General features: G+C 36.4%; 23 protein-coding genes. 19 read left to right on the plus strand and 4 right to left on the minus strand.

From position 1 onward, the window contains the following. Positions 1-362 precede the first annotated feature (362 nt). Positions 363-842, plus strand: coding sequence for a hypothetical protein (locus tag A5N88_RS22940; protein ID WP_066271152.1), 480 nt, complete (start codon positions 363-365; stop codon positions 840-842). Continuing rightward, positions 823-1,446 carry a hypothetical protein gene (locus tag A5N88_RS22945; protein ID WP_066271155.1) on the plus strand — a complete coding sequence of 208 codons (624 nt, stop codon included), beginning with the start codon at positions 823-825 and terminating at the stop codon, positions 1,444-1,446. Before A5N88_RS22940 ends, A5N88_RS22945 begins: the two co-directional genes overlap by 20 nt. Before the next feature lie 526 nt (positions 1,447-1,972). Here the strand turns inward: A5N88_RS22945 and pdxR are convergent. Continuing rightward, on the minus strand, positions 1,973-3,415 hold the full coding sequence (pdxR, locus tag A5N88_RS22950) for a MocR-like pyridoxine biosynthesis transcription factor PdxR (protein WP_066271156.1): 1,443 nt from the start codon (positions 3,413-3,415) through the stop codon (positions 1,973-1,975). Between the two features lie 425 nt (positions 3,416-3,840). Here pdxR and A5N88_RS22955 point away from each other — a divergent pair, with 425 nt between their 5' ends. The 3 genes from A5N88_RS22955 to A5N88_RS22960 all read left to right on the plus strand — a co-directional run bounded on the left by A5N88_RS22955 (position 3,841) and on the right by A5N88_RS22960 (position 4,831). After that, on the plus strand, positions 3,841-4,032 hold the full coding sequence (locus tag A5N88_RS22955) for a hypothetical protein (protein ID WP_066271157.1): 192 nt from the start codon (positions 3,841-3,843) through the stop codon (positions 4,030-4,032). Positions 4,033-4,242: 210 nt separating this feature from the next. Continuing rightward, on the plus strand, positions 4,243-4,410 hold the full coding sequence (locus tag A5N88_RS25315) for a hypothetical protein (RefSeq protein WP_157090822.1): 168 nt from the start codon (positions 4,243-4,245) through the stop codon (positions 4,408-4,410). A 148-nt stretch (positions 4,411-4,558) separates the two neighbouring features. Then, a complete protein-coding gene (locus A5N88_RS22960) occupies positions 4,559-4,831 on the plus strand; it encodes a hypothetical protein (RefSeq protein ID WP_066271160.1) in 273 nt (90 codons plus the stop codon). A gap of 446 nt (positions 4,832-5,277) precedes the next feature. On the opposite strand, the gene A5N88_RS26240 is transcribed toward A5N88_RS22960, so the two are convergent. Beyond that, entirely contained in the window at positions 5,278-5,409 is a 132-nt protein-coding gene (locus tag A5N88_RS26240; protein WP_260525579.1) for a hypothetical protein, read from the minus strand. A 1,187-nt stretch (positions 5,410-6,596) separates the two neighbouring features. On the opposite strand from A5N88_RS26240, the gene A5N88_RS22965 reads away from it, so the two are divergent. From A5N88_RS22965 to A5N88_RS22985, 5 genes are all read left to right on the plus strand, one after another. Continuing rightward, on the plus strand, positions 6,597-6,836 hold the full coding sequence (locus tag A5N88_RS22965) for a glutaredoxin domain-containing protein (RefSeq protein ID WP_066271163.1): 240 nt from the start codon (positions 6,597-6,599) through the stop codon (positions 6,834-6,836). Continuing rightward, on the plus strand, positions 6,830-7,201 hold the full coding sequence (gene nrdI, locus A5N88_RS22970; protein WP_066271168.1) for a class Ib ribonucleoside-diphosphate reductase assembly flavoprotein NrdI: 372 nt from the start codon (positions 6,830-6,832) through the stop codon (positions 7,199-7,201). The genes A5N88_RS22965 and nrdI overlap by 7 nt, the downstream gene beginning before the upstream one ends. Beyond that, the gene (gene nrdE / locus A5N88_RS22975) at positions 7,188-9,374 is read left to right on the plus strand and encodes a class 1b ribonucleoside-diphosphate reductase subunit alpha (RefSeq protein ID WP_367593436.1); all 2,187 of its coding nucleotides are present in this window, start codon (positions 7,188-7,190) and stop codon (positions 9,372-9,374) included. Before nrdI ends, nrdE begins: the two co-directional genes overlap by 14 nt. A gap of 11 nt (positions 9,375-9,385) precedes the next feature. Next, positions 9,386-10,348 carry a class 1b ribonucleoside-diphosphate reductase subunit beta gene (nrdF, locus tag A5N88_RS22980; protein ID WP_066271175.1) on the plus strand — a complete coding sequence of 321 codons (963 nt, stop codon included), beginning with the start codon at positions 9,386-9,388 and terminating at the stop codon, positions 10,346-10,348. Between the two features lie 79 nt (positions 10,349-10,427). Then, positions 10,428-10,856 carry a dUTP diphosphatase gene (locus tag A5N88_RS22985; RefSeq protein ID WP_157090837.1) on the plus strand — a complete coding sequence of 143 codons (429 nt, stop codon included), beginning with the start codon at positions 10,428-10,430 and terminating at the stop codon, positions 10,854-10,856. Between the two features lie 409 nt (positions 10,857-11,265). Here the strand turns inward: A5N88_RS22985 and A5N88_RS22990 are convergent, their stop codons facing one another. After that, positions 11,266-12,297 (minus strand): S66 family peptidase, encoded by a 1,032-nt coding sequence (locus A5N88_RS22990; RefSeq protein ID WP_066271180.1) that lies wholly within the window; start codon positions 12,295-12,297, stop codon positions 11,266-11,268. A gap of 642 nt (positions 12,298-12,939) precedes the next feature. On the opposite strand from A5N88_RS22990, the gene A5N88_RS26245 reads away from it, so the two are divergent. The 7 genes from A5N88_RS26245 to A5N88_RS26460 all read left to right on the plus strand — a co-directional run bounded on the left by A5N88_RS26245 (position 12,940) and on the right by A5N88_RS26460 (position 16,825). Next, positions 12,940-13,071, plus strand: a complete 132-nt coding sequence (locus A5N88_RS26245; RefSeq protein WP_260525580.1) for a hypothetical protein — start codon at positions 12,940-12,942, stop codon at positions 13,069-13,071. Positions 13,072-13,189: 118 nt separating this feature from the next. Then, positions 13,190-13,297 (plus strand): DinB family protein, encoded by a 108-nt coding sequence (locus A5N88_RS25975; protein WP_232317663.1) that lies wholly within the window; start codon positions 13,190-13,192, stop codon positions 13,295-13,297. A gap of 339 nt (positions 13,298-13,636) precedes the next feature. Continuing rightward, on the plus strand, positions 13,637-14,299 hold the full coding sequence (locus A5N88_RS23000; RefSeq protein ID WP_066271182.1) for a DUF1232 domain-containing protein: 663 nt from the start codon (positions 13,637-13,639) through the stop codon (positions 14,297-14,299). 240 nt (positions 14,300-14,539) lie between these two features. After that, positions 14,540-15,562 (plus strand): LCP family protein, encoded by a 1,023-nt coding sequence (locus tag A5N88_RS23005; protein ID WP_066271185.1) that lies wholly within the window; start codon positions 14,540-14,542, stop codon positions 15,560-15,562. A gap of 369 nt (positions 15,563-15,931) precedes the next feature. Further along, the gene (locus A5N88_RS26320; RefSeq protein ID WP_066271192.1) at positions 15,932-16,435 is read left to right on the plus strand and encodes a hypothetical protein; all 504 of its coding nucleotides are present in this window, start codon (positions 15,932-15,934) and stop codon (positions 16,433-16,435) included. A gap of 53 nt (positions 16,436-16,488) precedes the next feature. Then, on the plus strand, positions 16,489-16,665 hold the full coding sequence (locus tag A5N88_RS25320; RefSeq protein WP_157090823.1) for a hypothetical protein: 177 nt from the start codon (positions 16,489-16,491) through the stop codon (positions 16,663-16,665). Between the two features lie 4 nt (positions 16,666-16,669). Further along, a complete protein-coding gene (locus A5N88_RS26460) occupies positions 16,670-16,825 on the plus strand; it encodes a hypothetical protein (protein ID WP_157090824.1) in 156 nt (51 codons plus the stop codon). A gap of 171 nt (positions 16,826-16,996) precedes the next feature. Here the strand turns inward: A5N88_RS26460 and A5N88_RS23015 are convergent, their stop codons facing one another. Beyond that, positions 16,997-18,097 carry a GerAB/ArcD/ProY family transporter gene (locus tag A5N88_RS23015; RefSeq protein ID WP_066271195.1) on the minus strand — a complete coding sequence of 367 codons (1,101 nt, stop codon included), beginning with the start codon at positions 18,095-18,097 and terminating at the stop codon, positions 16,997-16,999. A gap of 214 nt (positions 18,098-18,311) precedes the next feature. Here A5N88_RS23015 and A5N88_RS23020 point away from each other — a divergent pair, with 214 nt between their 5' ends. Together A5N88_RS23020 and A5N88_RS23025 are read left to right on the plus strand one after the other, a co-directional pair. Then, positions 18,312-18,728 carry a CBS domain-containing protein gene (locus tag A5N88_RS23020; protein WP_066271200.1) on the plus strand — a complete coding sequence of 139 codons (417 nt, stop codon included), beginning with the start codon at positions 18,312-18,314 and terminating at the stop codon, positions 18,726-18,728. Between the two features lie 596 nt (positions 18,729-19,324). After that, positions 19,325-21,097 (plus strand): methyl-accepting chemotaxis protein, encoded by a 1,773-nt coding sequence (locus A5N88_RS23025; RefSeq protein ID WP_066271202.1) that lies wholly within the window; start codon positions 19,325-19,327, stop codon positions 21,095-21,097. Positions 21,098-21,359: the final 262 nt, after the last annotated feature.

A 21,359-nucleotide genomic window follows, 5' to 3' on the forward strand; every position in this document is an offset into this window, starting at 1 on the left:
ATATAGGGTGTTGTGTTGAATACTCACAAATAACAAAAGCTCTTGTTTAAATACAGTGATGAACCCGCTACTTTACTTTTACACTCACTAATTTCATTCCATTCTTTTTCGCTTTCTTACAAGCATCCTGAATGATTTTCAGGTCCTTCTCTTTTTGTTTCTTCTTCATCTCGTCAACTTCCTTCCTCCATATCCTTTATTCTCATTGTGGTCATGGGAAACTAAAAATATTCAAGAATACTAAAGTTTTTGTTCTAAAGCTTGTCCATCCTTCTTATATATCTAGTAAACATGGAAAAGTGGAAAAGTGACCATGCAAAATACACTGTTTTAATTAGATAAGAAGAAGGGGAGAGGAAGAAGTGTCGTTTATCAATCCTATTTCAAAAGCAAATTGGGAAGAAAACAAAGAACCTACTCCAATGAAGATATCGAAACGAACTGCGGTTGCTGAATGTCCTTCAAAAAGAGGGAAAACCCACAATATTAAATTTCCCGTATCGCAATTGATCCAAATGAAATTAAAGACCTACTGCAAGCAAAGTACCCGTATCTTAAAAAAACAAGGGACAGGACCACTGAGCCAAACGATGTTTAACAACAGGCTCCTTCGGTTTGGGTTAGATCACATGGAAATTATTCAATGGGAACTTGTTTACCAGGATACAAAAACCTACATGCATGTTACTCCACTTGAGAAAGAATATGAAGTTGAAATCGGAGGACCTTACGGGCTTTCCATCTCAAAAAATCTCTCTGATCGCAAGGTTGTCTACTTGATCGTAACTTCTGTCCTATTATGGATGGAAAGGGAGGGTTCACTTGAAAAAATCTTATCGTAATCCAAATATGCTGCAAGAAAAGATCTCTGGTAAAAGCGCACCAAAAAACTTATTTCGCGCTCTGTTTTCATCGAGACGATACCTCACCATTGCGCTTCCTTACTATGACTATTTAAGGGGAAATGTTTTTATTGAAGACTTAAAGGATGCTTACGGGGAAGAAGTTCCCTTGATGTTTGATATCTCTGTTCTGTTGCTTCTTTTGTATGACGATATGATGAATCAAGTGAAAAAGGGAGCGAAACATAAGGAAATTGCTGCGTATCTGAAACAGGGAGCAAAGCAATATTTTTCAAAAAGAACAAATGAAAAAAGAGTCATGCAAGCCGTGAACGAGCGATTATTCACCTTTGAGACGATTGAAGAAGAGATAGAGAAAGACGAAAAGGAAAAAACGGCTTACCTTGAAATTAGAATTCGAGAGGCGGAAATTTTAAGGGGTGAGGTTTTACTCCATGATGTAGAACCTTTTATGGAAGGAATTCATGTGTCAATTGAACAATTAATCTCCCTTGTTTACTTAAATTTTATTCAAGGGGTCAAAGCAGAAGGGAATTCGCCTCAAGTGCAAAAGTCCATTGTGGCTCATTTGAAAAAAATATAACCATAGTGCCCCTTCCTAATTAGGAAGGGGCACAGTTATCGAATAAAGCATCTATTTTTGATATTTCTAATATAACAGCTTTTATATATTCATTGCCATCGAGATTATCATATTCATTTGGATTATTTCCAAGTTTTGTTCACTATGTGATATTTTATAATCAATTGTCTAGATACCGCTACTAATCAATTTTAAGTGAACTTTGTTCCGAATCTTCAATAGAATAAAAAGCAAAAACCTTAAAAAATCTATAGCTTACTCATCAGTTTTAAAAAAATAAAATAAAAACGGCAATATTGGTTTTTTATAAAAAGAATAGGAACTTATTATAAGCTATATACAACGTTGGCATAACAAACCTTACCTAAATGCCTTGAGTGTCATTTTAATTTTGTTTAACCTTAATCATCCATATTCTTTTTTGCATTTACCTCGTTTGTTTAAATGCAATTCTTCACATACTTGAGTGCATTAACTCGGTGTAGAAACCTCACGTACTGACAGGACACAAAAGCACACAAATAGCTTAACTATCTAATAAAGAGTTTAAAGCATCCGCAAAGCGTGCAATCCCTTTTTCGATTTCGCTGGTTTCTCCCCTCCCAAAGGTAAATCGTACATAATTCTTTTGTGTGCCCATGACGCTTCCCGGCAAAAATGCCAATCCTCTTTTAAAAGATTCTTCTAATAAATGAGTTGGACTGACTACTTCTTCGTTTATCCAACACCACAAGTGAATGCCGCCTTCTGGAGAATCATAACTGACACGGTTTCCAAGAGTATCTCGAAGGCTCGTCACAATGACATCACGTCGTTTTTTTAACTCCAACTGAAGCATTGTAATATGTTGCTGAAATTGGCTCGATTGTAAAAAGTGGTGGGCTATCCATTGGGGAAAGATGCTATGTCCAAAATCCACCTGCTGCTTGGCATCTGCTAATCTTTCAATCACTCTTTTCGGTCCGATAATCCATCCGATTCGCAAGCCGGACGCAACAATTTTAGACAACGAACTGATATAAAGGACGGTACCATTGACATCCATGGATTTTAAAGTAGGAATGAAGGTCCAGTCAAAGGATGTCAGGCTGTATGGATCGTCCTCTATTATGGGCAGCCCCAGTTCTGAAGAGAGCTCAAGCAGTTGTTTCCTTCTGGTAAGAGACATAACGGTGCCAGTGGGATTTTGGTAAGTTGGATTTGTAAAGACCATTTTAATTCGGTGTTTTTTATGAAGGCTCCGTATATCTTCTGGATTCATGCCGTTATCGTCAACCGGCAACAAAAAAGTTTTAAGACCAGCAGACTGAAATATAGGCAATGAGTAGCAATAGGAAGGATCTTCAATCGCGACTGCATCCCCAGGTTTCAGCAGACACTGTATAACTAAATGGAGTGCCTGTTGTGCTCCAGATGTAATAAGAATGGAATACGGTTCTGTATCGATTTGCTTAGTTTCTTTAATGTGCGTTGTAATCGTCTTCCGGAGTTCCAGATTCCCTTGCGGATGATCATATCCCAATGGTGCCTTAATGGGCATTTCGGCAAGAATGGACCGAAATTCGATAGATGGAAATAATCCAGGGGAAAGTTCTCCACTAGAAAGATTGATCATATCGTGTTCCTGCGTTTCATTCCGAATCTTTTGCACAAGAGGTAAATTGGGAAGAAAGGAGCCATACTCTATATATCTCCCCCAATTTGGGATACGTTTATGGGACATCCCCCAAATATCAGAGCTTACCTGTGTGCCGCTACCCTTTTTCCTGGTCACCACTCCAGCCGCTGCCAATTCTTCATATGCTGCAACTACCGTACTTCGGTTGACCCCAAGATCTTCTGCCAATCTACGTTCAGATGGAAGCATGCTGTCTGGCAAAAATTCCCCCAAAGCTATTCCACGTTCAATATAATCCGCAATTTGCCTGTACACTGCTTTCTTTGCTTTTCTGTCTGGCTTCCAGTCCATTCTGCTTCCACATCCTTTCTAAATGTAAGTTATTATAGTGAATTGGATGAGGAAAGTAAAGTCCGATTGGATGGTGCCTAATAGTCCGAAACATCTTATAGTTGAATCATGAACCCTTTAGCGGCGGATTTATGTTTTTTAGTCTAGTACATTTCGCAATCTTTTAGGCAGGCTAAGTGCGCCAGCTTTTGTATATGGATAAAAAGCTGCCATAAAGATAAAAGAATGACGTGGTTGTAGCAATTTATTCAAAAACAACCTGATTAAAAGGAGAATGGAAGTCTATGAATGCTTTAGGTGTAGCAATTTGTATAGTGATCCCGTTTATTGTTTTTTCATTATCAATATGGGTTTTTTATAATAAAAATAAAGATTTACTGTAAAAAAGACATTACAAATTCTGATCGAAGGGAATAAAGGGATGTATGAAAATAACTTTTTTCTTTATCGGCTTGATTGCGATTAGCTCACTAATTGGCACACTGGTACTGACGAGGTTTACCGATGAGAACTATAGTCAAGCTTCAAAAGGAAACATTGTCCGTCTTTCCCTGATCTATGGTGCAGTGGGAGTCATTGCGCTTATTGGAATTACCCTTTTTATTTTTCTAAGATAACAGAAGGAAAATGCAACTGACGGGAGTGTGAGGTTTTGGAAACAAAAGATTGAGAGAAAATGGAATTCTAAAGAAACAATTCATCCCATTTGTTGAAGAGATTGATACGGACGGATATTACCTGTCTCATTTTTAAGAGAGATTGGGAAAGCGGGGCTGCTTGATGCCTCCATGCTGACTGAAGAACTGGTCAGACCGCGGGAGGTAGGTTTGATTGAACAGGCAGCCAAGCACTGCATGACCTCCGCCTTTTTGCTTTGGTGCCACTTTGCAGTCATAGCCACTTTAAGATTAAGCAATAATTCCTTTATTAAACAAACGATGCTGCCATTGCCTCAGGAAAAATTCTTGCAGATACTGGCTTATCGAACGGATTGAAGTTTTATGCAGGATTGGATCCCATTCGCTTAAAAGCGGTTCCGACGGAAGGTGGATACAATATTACTGGCACCTTGCCAAGCGTATCTAATTTGAATGGAGGCAACTAATTTAGCTTCTGTAAGACGCCGGAATTGCAGTATTTAAAGTGCAGCCAGAGGCATTGGAACCGGATAAAGAGAAAATTAGAAAACGAATCTATTGCGATGCTAGCTTGTCCGATTTAGCCCAGGCAGGAAAAGAACTGCTTTTAATCAGATTAGAAGTCGTTTATATCACCTTCAAAGCCGTATACGGCGATATGTTACTCCCGGGCGGCAGTGCACCTCTTAAGGAAAGTCCCTCTTTTAGACGGCTTCACGAGTCCTATTTCTTAGTAAATCTGGCTCCAACTTTAATGCAACTGGAAAAGCTGAAATAATTGTAAAGGGATGCAGTTTGTGAATAGACTTCGGCAGGTACTATACTTTTAAAAATAAGAGTAAGCGATTGATTGAACTAGCCCCTGGCGCTAACAGCATACTAGTCCGTAGTGTCTGATATTATGGGCGTTTCGTCAAAGGGCATACTGCGTAGGATATTTGCGAGTTGAAGAAGTGCGCTTACCAGAAATTCTGTCCTTGTTCATAGACTACTTTCGTTTTATTTTGTTTGGTAATTTTTTCTTGTTTTGAACTGAGGTATTCTATGTCTGTAAATATAGCCATAAGAAAAGCACCTCCAAATGTTAGATTGGTGTCTAAAATTGGGGTGCATTTCACTTGTGACGAGTTTTACTTTAGATTATTTACGATAAACTAATTACATAAATTTTCCCATCATAAGAAAAGTGTCCAAAAACACTTTTAAAGACATTTGATTACAATCTTAATATTCTTTATTCATAACAACCTTCACCATAAATCCAGCAACTAAAATAGTTGATACTACACCTACGGCAGTTAATGCAATGATATATCCCATCTCGATTTCCTCCGATAAAAAATGCTTTAGTGACATTTGTCTTACCTATATTTTATATCATAAATCGCAAGGTTTTCCAATGAATGTTTATTGAACAATTTAAGTGATTGAGTTAGCATTTTTAACTCAATGTATAATAATAGGTTTATTTTTTTGTTGAACACCCATATATTTGTTTCTAGCGGCACTAGCCCAAAAATAAACAGCAAGACTAATGCGCCATCTAAAATGAGAAGTGAATAGTCCAGCAATTCGTTAGATCATGCAAGTATTTAAAGAGAGTTGGTCCTATAGCGACAAGTAGGTATCTAATTGATTGAGCCAAACCGGATCATTCTACATCCTGCTGTATATTCTTTGTTTGTAAGCCAAAAAACATCCTTGATAAACCAAAGGCAGAACCTCCCCCAATTCCTACAAATCGGTTACGTAATGGTATTGAAAATGAGTGTTGTCTGTGTTATTATTTAATTAACAATGAAAATCATTCTCATTAAATTACGGTACTAAGGAAGGTGTTATGTATGACGTTTGCTTTTGTAGGTGCAACTGTAATTATTTATGCGTTTGTCATGAGGCACGTCTTTAAACATGTAACACGTTGAATCTTATAGAGTAATATGACCAGGAAATGACTGCGGAGAAATCCTAAAGGATACATAGAAACTCTTATTATAGTTGAACAGGTTATTGCTTAGGCATGAATTCGGTATTGCAAAGAGTTCATGCTTTTTTATTATGCTTTAATTCGATTACCACTACAGATCCCTATATGATAATAACCTTTGTTTTAGATGGTCCGCGCTCCCAAATTGGTAAAGAAAACGTCAATCCAGGTATTAAGTAAAAGTTCCCCTTTCATTGGACTAGTCGAATTCATATTAACTTTAAACAGCCCTGTAACCATTCTATTAAAGTTGTACGAGTCCCAGCTCTCTAAGGGCTAAAAAGCACTACAAGTTCTGATTGTGAAAATATGCCTTATAAAAAAATCTTGTTGATAGAATCCTCAGCTCAACCGATATTTAAAAAGTGGCCATCCTTTAAAAGGATGTATTTCCATTATAGTGATTCTCAAAAGAAATATTTGCTAGAGTTCCCCTTCTGAACATAAGGAGAATTTTCTCAATGATTTAACAATGTCAGAATGGGTGAATTTCTTTTATTAAATTGCTATAATCAGATAATATAACTGAAAAAAGTATAGAATGGTGGTATTTTATATGTCGAAAGTAGCAGTGTATACAAAAAACGGGTGTCCCCAATGTGACATGACAAAAATGGTGCTAAATGGCGAAGGGATCGAGTTTCAAGTATTCAATGTAGAAGAAGACGAGCAGGCATTTGATTACGTGGTTAACACTCTTAATTTGCGTCAGATGCCCGTTGTAGTCGTTGAGGGACGAGAACCATTTTCAGGATTCCAGCCAGATAAATTAAAAGCATTGGTAATGAAATGCTAATCGTCTTTCTTTCCTTAACCGGAAATGTAAGGAGCTTTGTTAAAAGAACAGAAATGGAATCACTTGAAATAAATTACACCAATCCTCTATTGGAGGTAAATGAATCCTTTATTGTTATGGTACCATCCTACGATGACGATATATCAGAAACCATTTGTTCATTTATCAATTATAAAAATAACGTAACCTACTTAAAAGGCTTTGTTGGCAGTGGTAATTTGAATTTTGATGATAAGTACTGCTTCAACGCCAAAGAATTATCAAAAATATATAATAAGCCATTATTATTTACATTTGAATTTAGCGGAACAAATGAAGACGTCATTAATTTTAAGAAGGAAGTGGAGCAATTTGCAATCACCTGAATTGAGTAAAAAAGTAAAAGAGGATACGTATTTTACTCTAAACAATCTATTGAATTTACCCAAGGAAGGAAAAATTCAACTAGACAAAGATAAAGCAGCGGTTAAAGCCTACTTTTTAGAACATGTTAATCCGAATACTGTGTTTTTTCATTCATTAGATGAAAAGTTGGATTATCTAATTGAAAATGACTATATCAAAGAAAGCTTTTTAAATAAATATGACCGGAAATTTGTAAAGAAAGTATTCAAGACGATTTATAATAAAAAATTCCGCTTTCGCTCCTTTATGGGTGCCTATAAATTCTATTCTCAATATGCAATGAAAACAGATGATGGTAAAAGGTACTTAGAAAGATATGAAGACCGCTTAGCTTTTAATGCACTTGCTTTGGCTGATGGCAATCAGCAGCTGGCTTTGGACTTAGCAGATGAATTAATCCATCAGCGTTATCAGCCTGCGACCCCTACTTTTTTAAATGTTGGTAAAAAAAGGGCTGGAGAAATGGTCTCCTGTTTCTTGCTGACAGTTTCAGATGACATGAATTCGATTGGCAGAAGCATCAATTCAGCCTTGCAGCTTTCCAAAATAGGCGGGGGAGTCGGAATTAGCTTATCCAACCTTCGGGCGAATAATGACCCCATTAGAGGGGTTGATGGACTAGCCGATGGTGTAGTACCGGTTATGAAGATGTTTGAGGATGCATTCTCCTATGCCAATCAAGGTGGAGCAAGGGATGGAGCTGGTGTCGTATACCTCAATATATTTCATCCAGACATCGTCGACTTCTTATCCGTCCGTAAAGAAAATGCCGATGAGAAACTGCGAATTAAAACCTTATCGCTTGGCTTGATTGTGCCAGACAAATTTTATGAATTAATCAAGAAAAATGATTATATGTATCTATTTTCTCCTCATGATGTAGAAAGAGTATATGGGAAAGCATTTTCCTATGTGGACATTACAAAAGAATATGACAACATGGTTGAAAACCCCAGCATCCGTAAATCAAAAATAAAAGCAAGAGATTTAGAAACTGAAATTAGTAACCTGCAGAATGAAAGTGGTTATCCATATATCATTAATATTGATACCGTTAATCGAGCGAACCCGATAGAGGGAACAGTGATTATGTCAAATCTTTGTACAGAAATATTTCAAGTGCAAAAAAATTCCGCTATTAACAATGACCAAACCTATGAAGTATTAGGAAACGATGTAAGCTGTAATCTAGGTTCCACCAATGTCACGAATTTAATGTCTTCACCTGACTTTGGAAAATCAGTTAGAACCATGCTCCGTGCTCTAACCTTTGTAACGGATCATTCTGATATTGATGTGGTACCTTCTGTTAAAAATGGTAACGATATGTACCATTCCGTAGGTCTAGGAGCTATGAACTTACATGGATTTTTAGCTAAAAATAAAATTCATTATGGGTCACCGGAAGCTTTGGAATTCACCGATATTTACTTCATGCTATTAAACTACTGGACTTTAGTTGAAAGCAATCAGATTTCAATAGAAACCGGAAAAACCTTTTATAATTTTGAGCATTCAAAATATGCAACGGGTGAATACTTCAATATGTATTTGAATGAAGCGGATTTTGAATTTAAGCATGAAATAGTGAAAGAATTATTTAAAGATATTTTTATTCCGCGTCATAAGGACTGGAAGCAATTAAAAGAGTCGGTCATGAAATATGGAATCTATAATGCATACAGGCTTGCTACTGCACCTACTGGGTCCATTTCATACGTGAATGAAGCAACGGCATCCATTCACCCCATTACGCAGAGAATTGAGGAGCGGACAGAAGGTAAGCGGGGTAAAGTCTATTATCCTGCACCATATTTATCAAGTGAAACCATTCCTTACTATGAATCTGCATATGATCTTGATCAACGAAAAATTATTGACACCTACGCTACCGCACAAAAACACGTAGATCAAGGTTTAAGCATGACTTTGTTCATGAGATCTGAATTACCTTATGGTATGTATGAATGGAAACTGGATAGTGATCATCCAGTGAAGAAAACAACAAGAGATTTAAATATATTGCGAAATTATGCATGGAAACAAGGAATTAAATCTGTTTATTATATTAGGACATATACAGATGATGAGAATGAAGTTGGTGCTAACTTTTGTGAATCGTGCAGTATTTAAGGAGGACCAGAATGACGACAGAACGGAATCTTTATGAGGCTATAAATTGGAACAATATTGAGGACATGTTAGATAAAATAACGTATGAGAAGCTAACGGAACAATTTTGGCTGTCCACACGTATGCCTGTCTCAAAAGATAAATCGGATTGGACAAAACTTCCTGACAATGAGAAGCGTCTAGTGGAAAAAGTATTTGGCGGCCTCACCATGTTGGACACTCTTCAATCAGAAAATGGGATTGAGGCATTGAGAAAGGATGCTAAAACACAGCATGAATTAGCGGTATTAAACAATATCCAATTCATGGAATCCGAGCATGCCAGAAGCTATTCTTCTATTTTTAGTACATTAAATACTAAAAGAGAAATTGAAGATATATTTAGGTGGGCACGGGAAAACGATTTGCTCCAAAAGAAAGCACAGATCATTGATGAAATATATAAGAATGGCAATCCTCTAGAAAAAAAAGTAGCCAGTGTATTCTTAGAATCATTTTTGTTTTATTCTGGTTTTTACACGCCATTATACTACTTAGGAAGAGCCAAATTAATAAACGTGGCAGAAGTCATCAAACTGATTATCAGGGATGAATCCGCCCATGGAGCTTATATTGGCTATAAATTTAAGGTAGGATTTGAACAATTATCTGATTCAGAAAAAGAAGCACTCAAATCATGGACGTATTCATTGCTATATAAGCTGTATGAAAACGAAGTCAAATACACGGAATCATTATATGATGAAGTAGGCTGGACAGAGGATGTAAAAGTTTTCTTACGCTATAACGCGAATAAAGCATTGATGAACCTAGGCTTGTCACCACTATTTCCGGATACAGCAGATGATGTTAATCCGATTGTCATTAATGGTTTATCTACGGGAACAACAAATCATGATTTCTTCTCCACTGTAGGAAATGGTTATTTATTATCGGTTGTTGAGGATATGAGAGAATCAGATTACAACTATTAAAAATGTATAGATTGGGTATTTTTGAAATCTATATCTATTTGTTTTTATAGAAGCAAGGAGCGAACTGATGTCTGTACAATTGAAAATTAAGATAAAATATTTTGATGAAAACTTAGTAAGAATAAATAAAATTGTGCAAGGGGACTGGTTGGATTTACGTGCAGCTGAGACCATTAGTATGAAGAAAGATGAATTCAAATTAATCCCACTAGGTATCGCAATGGAACTGCCTGAAGGGTATGAAGCACATGTGGTACCCCGTTCAAGCACTTTCAAAAATTTCGGTATCATTCAAACGAATTCGATGGGCGTCATTGACGAGTCTTATAAGGGGGATCAGGATCAATGGTTTTTCCCTGCATATGCATTAAGAGATACGGTAATTGACAGGAACGATCGTATTTGTCAGTTCAGAGTTGTTAAAAAAATGCCTGAAGTTGAACTAGTTGAAGTCGATAGACTAGGGGATCAAAACCGCGGTGGACATGGCTCTACTGGAACAAAGTAATGAGTGAAGAAGCCTTTAACAATATGAACCTACTAAATAGTTGATATGAAACTATTTGGTAGGTTTTTTTTTATAAGTAGTTAGAGAAGCACTTTATCAGACAGGGTATCGTTCATAGCAAAGGGGGACGAGCTTTTGCGGGTGTAAAAAATTATGCCGTTAAAGCTCCTGACTAAAATCAGCAAACTCCCGTGAAAGGCGTAATTGGATTCATTTTCGGCAGCACCGTGTCACTTTAGGAGTTATTTCGCACTATGAGTTAATATAAAAGAGCCACATTAATCAACAGTGGATTGAGAAATTTGGCTTTTCGTTATTACAGGAAAGAAGATAATATTATTACTTCCACTCAAAAAGTATAGGGGAAATTAAGCAAATAATATCAATTTACCCCTTTGCCTTTTTAAGATTATTCCACTCCACTTTCTAGAATCGTGAAAGTCTTTTTATCACAATTAATTTCTGCTTTTGCGCCATATGGCAAAATAAATTTCGGTTCGGTATGACCAAAATTCAAGTTATAAAGAATTGGCAAATCCTCCAAATCAAATTCTTTCATGACTTTTCGAATTTCTTCTTTATATTCGTCGTAAAACTTCTCATCTAGTGGTTTACCAAAAATGATTCCATTCGCTTTTTGTAGAATGCCTTGTACAGCATAATTTCGTAGCCAGTATTTAATAAGATTTGGTTCTGGCTTTTCTTCAGAGGTTTCGAAGAAAAGAATGCTATTCTCCCAATATTTTTTATCAGGCCATAGTTTCGTTCCTTTTACGAACTCTAGAACTTCAATACAACCTCCAATCAAACGTCCTTGTACGATACCTGATCCTTGAATTAGTTCATATCCAGTGTTCTGTTGCATAGAACGCCGTTGATTCTTGTTTGATTCTATCCAATCTAAACGCTCGCTCGTCCATTTTTTAGCAGGTTGAATTTTACCAATAACCTCATTTGAAAAGAGCGTTCGATTCACCATTTCAATCGTATATGGATCCATCTCAACATTTTCAGCAAAATCGGTTAAAATGGCTGGACCATAAAAAGAAGAAATTCCTGCTTTGTGACAAAATAAATGTGAAACAGTCACATCAGAGTACCCCATAAAAATTTTAGGGTTGTCACGTATTACATCAAACTCAATATAAGGAAGTAAGCGAATACTATCTTCTCCACCTATATTGGCAATGATTCCTTTAATACTTTCATCTTTAAATGCCATCATCAAATCTTCCGCACGAGCTTGTGGATTTTTATAAAGATAGTCTCCCCCTTTCAAACTATTCGGCATTGGGGTAACGTTCAATCCAAAAACTTCTCCTAGTCTCTTTACACCTTGTTCATATCGCCATCTAAGTTCTGGTTCACCAGCCCCTCCCCAAGAAGGACTTACTGTTGCAACTAAATCACCAGGCTGCAATGTCTTGGGCTTAATTAACACATTAACTCCCCCCTTAATGATTCAATTAACTACAACTATACGACCCATAAAGTCTAAGACTATAACACATGTATTAATTTCTACATGGTCCTCAAATTACCTGCTGTTATTCAAGGATCTAAAACTGTTTTAGTGTATTTTTAACAAACAGTAAAAAGCGGAGGAACTAGATTCTCTTTTTTAAGACGATAAATAAAAGCATGTAAGGATCTATATTTTTATAATCGGTGGATTTGGCAACATTTAATTAATCGTTTGATTAAAAAAGGATGGTGACGAGAAACTAGACTGATGAAGAAGCGTTAGAAATACTATCATATGAGGTAAACAAAATAGAGGTAAAATGGAAGAATTAGGAAATTTACTACAAACAATTTGGGTAATCATAATAATTTAATCTTTGTAAGGAAACACCTATTCTTGAAAAGAAAGTAATTTCAGGTTATTTAGTCAATAAAAAAAGATAGCCTACATTGCTATGTATTAGGTTGATTGAAAACCTACATTAAAGCAGGAGGTTATGTTAGGTCAAACTCAAATCAACAAATCTTAAAACGATGGAAAATGCATCGTAACGCTTTACTGGAATTAGTCTAAGTTCTTCCAGATCCATCTAGTTCATGGCGTCCTTGGGAGGAAGGCATGACCGTTAGGGAACTGGTACATCATCTGGCTTGGACACCTGATTTTTTCTTTGCTGCAATGGACGGACGCGACATGATTGTTCCGCCAGTTCCCGAAACAATTACTGAAGCGAGCGAACTTTTAAAGTAGCTAACAAAGGAGCATGAGCAAAAATTACTAGCTTATACAGACGAAGATTTACAGAATGACGCAACGATTGAACTTTTTAAAATTACGGAACCGGGTATAGAAGTACTCCATCAAGTTAATCGGTCATGAGGCTCATCATAAAGGACAACTTGTGCTCTATGCCCGTATGCTGGGAGTCATCCCTCCATTTTATATAGATTTAAGACATGCAGCCTTAGTTCTTTAATAATAAGAACTAAGGCATTTTTTAATCTCAACTTTCCGAACAAGTGTGTAAAATTGCTCAAGAAATGTTTATCCTTCGCTTATAGTCATCAAAAGCTAAAGTCAATCATATTCATTTAATTTGCACCTTTTTTAATAATAAATAGCAATAATTATACAAGCATATGGCTTTAAAAGATAAAAGTATAATGTACTAGTGTTGACAATATAGCAAGTTCATTTGACAAAATGTCAAAAATCGATATTATATACATTGTAGTTAATAGGCGATATTTTAAAAAAGTAGATTGATAATTTTAGTGTATATATATTCTAATCATTAACGGAAGGAGGGGTAAGAATGCCTGAAGTGAGAAAAAAAAGTAAAGTTGGTTTGCTGATAAAGGAAAGATTGAAGGAACGTTCACTATCCATGAGCAAACTGAGTGAGCTTACTAAAATTGATACAGCGACAATTTCAAGGATCATCAACAGTAAACGAAAAGCAAGTCCTGAGCACTTGAGAAAAATTGCTGAATGCCTTGAAATTCCTATTTCTGAACTATTTGTAGCTACAGGTTACCTTCCAGAATCCGAAGTGGAAAAGCAGTATACCGATGATCTTCATTCTTCGATTGATACCATTCAAACAATTCTTGAAACTTCAAATTTGTTAGATAAAAAGTTTACGATTAAACATGTTGAACAAAAATTAACTACCTATGCAAAATTCTCAAAGACTGAAGAAGGAAAAGAAATTATTTTGACCGGCTTTGAGGAGAAGCTTCAAAAAGTGGGGGGAATTGGGCCCATTATTTCTCAGTTGAAGGATATGTTTGACAGATTCAGATTAAAGAAGGGTACCCCATCCGAACTTGCAATAATGGGAGGAGCACTCATTTATTTCATTTTACCCGTGGATTTAATTCCAGATTATATCTTTCCAATCGGGTATTTAGATGATGCAATCGTTGTACAACTTGCGTTATCTCTACTTCAAAAAAAAGAAGCTTCAAAACTTTAAGGAATATCTCTTTCAATATACAGGCTTGTTTTAGTAAATAAATTTCAAAGTTGGGCATTCCTTATATCCCTACAGTTAGGAAGAAGGGAATATATGACCACATATAGACTGTAAAACTTAATCCTGGCTCAGTGTATTATAGAACGGACTTCCTATGTTGAACTTGCCTTATTTTCTATAATTTTTCCTTACGCTATCAATGAGTCTTATATATCTAAGTTCTAATGAAGGAGCAGAAGCATGACACAAATAAATACTGAAAAAGATTCTCTTCGTTCAATGAGAAAGACTAAAAAACGCCGTAAATTTTTACGATATTCGTTAGTGATTTTCGTTCTTTTCATACTAGGCGCAGCAGGTGTTGTTGCTAGTGAATTTCATCGCCTGAACCCCCTAAATCATTTTAATCACTTAAAAGTGATTGGAACCACGAGTACTGCAATCAGTGGCTATAAAGAAAAATCAGGGGTCTTCAATGTACTTTTAATCGGATCTGATGCACGAAAAACAGATCCAGCCGGTCATACAGATTCCATACTTTTGGTTCATGCCGACTTGAATAATCATAGATACGACGTCATGAGTCTTCCGCGTGATTCTCGTGTATACATGCCTGGAATTGGCTATACAAAACTGACAAGTGTTCAATATATTTCTCAGATTCAACACGGGTCTAAGCAAGGCGTAGTTGATGCCATCAACTCTATCTCGAATCTCACTGGTGTTCCGATTAACTATTATGCAGAGACAAATTATTGGGGTTTTCAGGATATGGTCAATGCGATTGGCGGAATTGAAATGGATGTTCCCTTTAATGTGACCCTGACACATCCATGGTATAAAAAAAATAAGAACAAGGTCATTACAGCCGGAACACAATCACTAGATGGGGAAATGGTAACCGAAATTGTTCACGAACGTGATTCCGTACCGGGAACGGATTTTGGACGTCAAGAATTACAAGAAAGAGCATTGATTGGGATTGCCAAAAAGATCATGCAGCCGGCAAACATTACCAAACTTCCGGCACTATCCCGTTCTGCATCAAGCTTTCTTGTTGCAACGAATATGACGACCGACGATTTTGTGAGTATAGGTTTGGGTGTGAAGAGTGATTTTCACCCGCAACAACAAATCAAATATCACCAGCTCAAAGGGAAAAGTATGGTCATGTATGATGATGTTTTGAAAAGGGATAACGATGAAGTGGTCCTTGATCCCGTAAAGTTAAAAGAGGTTGTTCAAAAATACTTCACGAATTGAACCTAAAGCACAGGAATTAACTTAGAAGACAAGAAAAATGGATTATTCCTTTCCATTTTTCTTGTCTTCTTTATTTCGATTTACCATATCTGCAGAGAGATATCCTAGATGATCTTGGTAATAACAAGAAGAAATAAAAGGCAACAATAGATAGAATATTTTAAGACATGTAGGAATGAGTTGGCAAGAGCTGTTCTCTCTCAAGAGAAACGGTTTTTTTCGATGAGGAGAGCAATAAATAGAATGGGTTTATTGAATCAAATCTTCTTTCAAAAAAATAACCCTCTAAAAAGGTTGGAAAACTAAAATAGTTAACTATTCTTCAATTCACCGGCATATATTCTACAAAAAGAATAAGGAGAGGAAACGATGGCCTTTAAAAGACAGGATTCTTGGTCTCCAGGTGATGATACATTGCTAGCTCAAACGGTTTTGGAACATATTCGAAAAGGAAGCACACAATTAAAAGCGTTTGAAGAAATTGGGGGCATTTTAAAACGTACGGCATCAGCCTGTGGTTTCCGCTGGAATTCGTTTGTTCGAAAGCAATATAAAGAAGCGATTGAAGCTGCGAAAGAAAGTCGCAAGACCGTAAAGGTAAAATCAAACAAAAGTGAACCTAATGGTGATGCTTTATTAGAAGCTTCTTCTTCCAACCTCTTTTCTATCTCCCAAAATACACTAAACTTTGAAAACGTCATTCACTATTTGCAGCAATGGAACCAAGAAAAACAGGAACAGGAAACAAAATTTCTTCAATTAACGAAGCAGTATCAATCGACAGAAAAACAATTTAAGGAATTGGAGAAAGAACATAATTCACTGCTACAATTACTTGAGAAGGCGAGTAATCTGGTAAGCAGCAAAAAATAATATCATTTAATAGGTATGAAGGAAGGGACCTGAATTGTAGCAGGTTCTTTTTTATGTTCAACATAAAGGAAACTCTTGTTGAATTATTGTATGGATTTGACGATATATCGATGTCTGATATATTGACCAGAGGAAAATTCAATCCCATAGGAGTTAAGGAGATAAGAGAAAAAAGGATAGAAAAATATACACCTTTTACCCCAGGAAGAAAAGGAAAATGCCTGGCTTGAGAGAATGGGGACAGAAGGCTGGGTTTTAGTACGGTATTTTTGGGGCTCTATACTTTTAGTCAAGCAGAGCCGAAACAGTATATTTATTTGGACAGATTTTAAATTTAAGGGCCGGAAAGACTTGAAAGAATATTTCGCGCTGTTTGAAGATGCCGGCTAGGAACATGCTGCAGCGTTTGCGAATTGGCATTATTTCCGAACAGAAGCAGCAACGTCAAAAATACTGGTTATCCATTCGGGTACGGACTCAAAAGCTGAAAAATTTTTAAAAGTTGATGAGAGGCTTATGCTCGGGAATTTCCAGCAGTACATGTAGACTAAAGAAACGAACTTAAGATAAAGATTGCTTTCCCTTTTTGAATTTATTTTTAATGATAATCGCTAGACAAAGAAGTGGGATATAAATATAAAGGAGCATAAATCCCACTTGCCCAAGGAAGGTTAGATACGAGTTTATCTGCAACCGTGTAGTGAATAACGGAATACATATAAGGCACACTCCGCAATGTAGGAAAACACCTAATCGCTGCTTGCAATGAAAGGTTCGTTTGAGAATGCGGGTAGCACACCAGATATAGTTACAGACAATCGGCATGATAATCAGACACCAGTTAGCAATAGCAATATATTCAAACCTTTCCACTACAGGGAGATGAATGATTTTAAAAATATCCAAGGTTGCCCAAATTTCCCGAACTAATTGTTCAGGTGTAAAGAAAGCAAAGGAAAGGACTGCAATATATACATAAATCAGCATGATGGTAATCAATCCTAAATGAGTCCATTTCTTCGATTTTTGCGGGTTTTTAATAAAGGGATAATAGAATAAAAGGGTTTCAAATCCCAAATTGGTAAAGGCCATATTTTGAGATGCCAAAAAAAGGTCTTTCATCGAATGGTCCCCTATGGGCAGTAAGTGATGAAAATCTCCAAACTGTAAGGAAAGACCTAATACAATAACAATGTAAAAAGGCAAAATATAAGCAAAAAAAGCGATGCCGGTAACGGTTCGGAAACCGCCGAAAATGATATATATACATAAAGATAAAAAGGCTAAACTAAACCAAAAAATCTTGAAATCCGGGAACATCCATACCTGAACAACCTCAATATAAGAGCGTAATACGCCAATCGTCATGGCTAAAAAATAGACAAACCAAATCAAATTTAAAACGCCGCCAAACCACTTTCCAAATAAAATGAAATGTGAATCGTTGAGATCGCCGCCGTTGCTTTGCTCCAGTAGTCTGTACATGAACCACATCACAAGATTGGTACTGATTCCGGCAATGATAATGGATATCCATGCGTCATAGCCGGCTGTTCTAGCGAGTATTCGCTGAAACCCCATTACCCCAACAGCAACTTGGTTACCCATTAAAAAGAAGAGAAGAAAAGGTGAAATCTTTCGGTTTTCGGGTACGGGCTGCATACTGAATCCTCCCAAATCAGGCATTTATTTTAACGTAGTATGTCCCAAAGAAACGATAACTATGAAAAAGAAGGGAAAACATCTGTTTTGAGATAGAAGACAGAGCCATGCAAGCCTTTTCTATGCTTTTTTTGTGCATAAACATTCCTTCTTAAAAGATACTAACAAGTGTAAACCGAGTTTTAACTCGCAACCTGAAGGAGGAAATAACCATATGCAAGTTAGAAATGTTATGAGTTCGGAAGTTGAATGCTGCAACACGCAGGACACATTATCAGCCGTTGCTTCTAAGATGCAATCCTTGAATGTAGGGGCACTTCCGGTAGTAGAAAATGAAAACATTATTGGCATGGTGACAGACCGTGATATGGTCGTCCGCGGTTTAACTAATGGAAATTCTGGGGATTCTGTTCACACGGTTATGTCTTCAAATGTAGTAACAGTATCTGCGGATGCTTCTTTAGAAGAAGCTGCTCAGTTAATGTCCCAGCATCAGGTAAGACGCCTTCCTGTGGTAGATAATGGCCATTTGGTTGGGATCGTATCTCTAGGAGATCTTGCTGTACGAAATCAGGCAGACCACAGTGCGGGGCAAGCCCTTTCTCAAATCTCACAACAAGATTTATCTTAATTTAAAAAATAAAAGTGTTTTTTGGGGAAGGCTTCTCAATAAAGAAAACATCGAAAAATGACGTGTGCTCACGTCATTTTTTTTTCTCCATTTCATTAAAGAATCCCTATTTGTTTATACCATATACAGGAGTACTTTACATATGCTAAATAGTGAACCTCTCCAGCTAATTCAATAAACACTACCTCTATTGCGCATCAAACGGTTATTGCACTAAAGATGTATTTTAGTCAAATAAGGATGAGAGCAGTCATATTGTCTATTTCAATATTGCTAACAGGTAAAAGAATTGTTGTATTTAAGTTAAGGTGATGAAAAAAGTAAAGAACAATTTAGAAAATCATTTTCAATTACTTTTTTACAGCATTTAATGAAATGTCAGATTTTGTCGAATGTTATACATATAAATAGAGAATTGGAACTGATAACATTGGAATTAGAGACTTTTATCCTAGGTCTAAAGAAAGTAATATATCTGAAGTTCAAATCCCTGAATTTTCTTTTGTACGAATGAAAACTATTTTGAAAAGGGAGTTATACATACATTCTTTCAGTACATTATCTCATAGAATTTAACCCACGAGAGGAGACATACTGTGCTTAACGATAAAGCAAGCTTAAATGATTCTACAAATAAAAAAAGAGGGAATATTTGGAAAATCATAGCGATTATTGGTGTGCTAGTGATCACCCAGATACTGATGGCCATTGTACTAGCCGTATCGTCCAAAAATATGATTGGTAACCTAACCGAATTAAAGACCAATGATTTACAGTTCAACATGTATGCCCAAAAAGCAAATCAAGGTTTTTTAACAGTCGATGATCAAACCAACATGTGGGTAGGATTAGGAGTCGGATCAGAACGTTTTGGAGATCAAAAGTTGGCAGATGAAACACTCAACACAACGAGAGAAGGAGAAAAAGAATTACAGAATAGTTTGGAACAGTTAATGACGATGAAACTAAGTAATAATGAAAGAAAACACTTGGGACAGGCCATTGAAGATACTAAGAGTTATTTAGATTTTTACCATCAAGTTCTTCAGCTGAATGAACAAGATCATAAAAAAGCACAAGAAATTGTATATGTGTCCAATTCAGATGCTTCGGATGCCTTAACAAAGGACTTACAAACTATATTAGATGATGCAAAGCAAAGAATGGACAATCAAACGTCTCAAACGCTGGATATTACCCAGCTTGTTTATCTATTGGCTTGGGTTGGAGGAATCCTCCTTACTTTATTAAGTTTGTTCTGCCTATTCTACACATGGCGGACAACCACTCCCATTGTGAAGACAGCAGAAAAGATTAATGATCATCTTAATCATATTTCAAATGGAAATTTAAGCCGAACTGAAATTGAATCCAATCATTTAAAGGGTGAAATGAAACACTTAGTCACTTCTGTTAATCGAATGACCAGGGATTTACATTCCATTATTGTAAAAGTAAAAGAAGCATCCCACCAAATTGCCGCTTCTTCAGAAGAATTAACTGCTAGTGCAGAACAAACTAGTAGAGTAACTGAACAAATCTCCCATGCAATCCAAGAGGTTGCAATTGGATCAGAAAAACAAGCTTCTCAAGCCTTAGAGGCTAAAAAAGCTGTTATTGAAATCTCTAAAGGCATGAGTGAAGGTGCAACATCCATTCAATCGATTGCCAATTTTGCAGCTTCTACAAACCAAAAAGCAACAAGCGGAAATGAAATCGTTAACGAAGCCGTAAAACAGATGAATATCGTACAACATGAAGTGGACTCAACTGCGCAAGTTGTAAATCGTCTTGGAGAAAAATCAAAGGAAATTGGCCAAATCGTGGAGATTATTACCCAAATTGCAAACCAAACGAATTTGTTAGCTCTTAACGCAGCGATTGAGGCAGCAAGAGCAGGAGAACATGGGCGTGGGTTTGCAGTAGTAGCGGACGAGGTTAGAAAATTGGCTGAGCAATCGGCAAATGCTGCTGGAGAGATTAGTGGACTTATAGGTCAAATACAATTGGAAGCGAATAATGCCGTTGAAGCCATGGACGAAGGAACGGCATCTGTGGCTAAAGGGATTCAGATGGTTCACAAAAGCAGTGAAAATTTTAGTGAGATTGTAAAAATGATTGAAAAAGCTTCCATTCAGTCTCAAGAAGTATCTACTATTATTGAAGAGGTGAATGCTAGCTCACAAAACATGGTCAATATTTTGGAAGATGTTACATACATATCCGAACAATCATCCGGAAACACTCAAAATGTTGCAGCATCTGCTGAAGAACAGAATGCATCGATGGAAGAAATCTCTTCTTCGGCAGAATGGTTAAGTAAGATGGCGCTAGATTTACAAGAAACCGTAAATAAATTTAAGGTATAAAGTATTAAAATAAAGTGATGTTTATGTATAACCGGTTCTGTTTTGGAGTACAAGTTAATAAAATGCATAGGAAAAGAGGCAGCAAATTGCAAACGATGTAGATGTCCCTTTTTAATGAAATAAGGGCTTTTTTATTAATTTAATATATTGTTGGTATAGTAAATTGTACATAAAAAAGTAAGGTTACGGAAATTTCTGTAACCTTACTTTTTTAGAGAATTCAATGTCCTTACCCATATATATGTTACATTCATTATGTATA

The organism is Heyndrickxia acidicola, from assembly GCF_001636425.1.
GTDB classification, from domain to species: Bacteria; Bacillota; Bacilli; order Bacillales; family Bacillaceae_C; genus Bacillus_AE; species Bacillus_AE acidicola.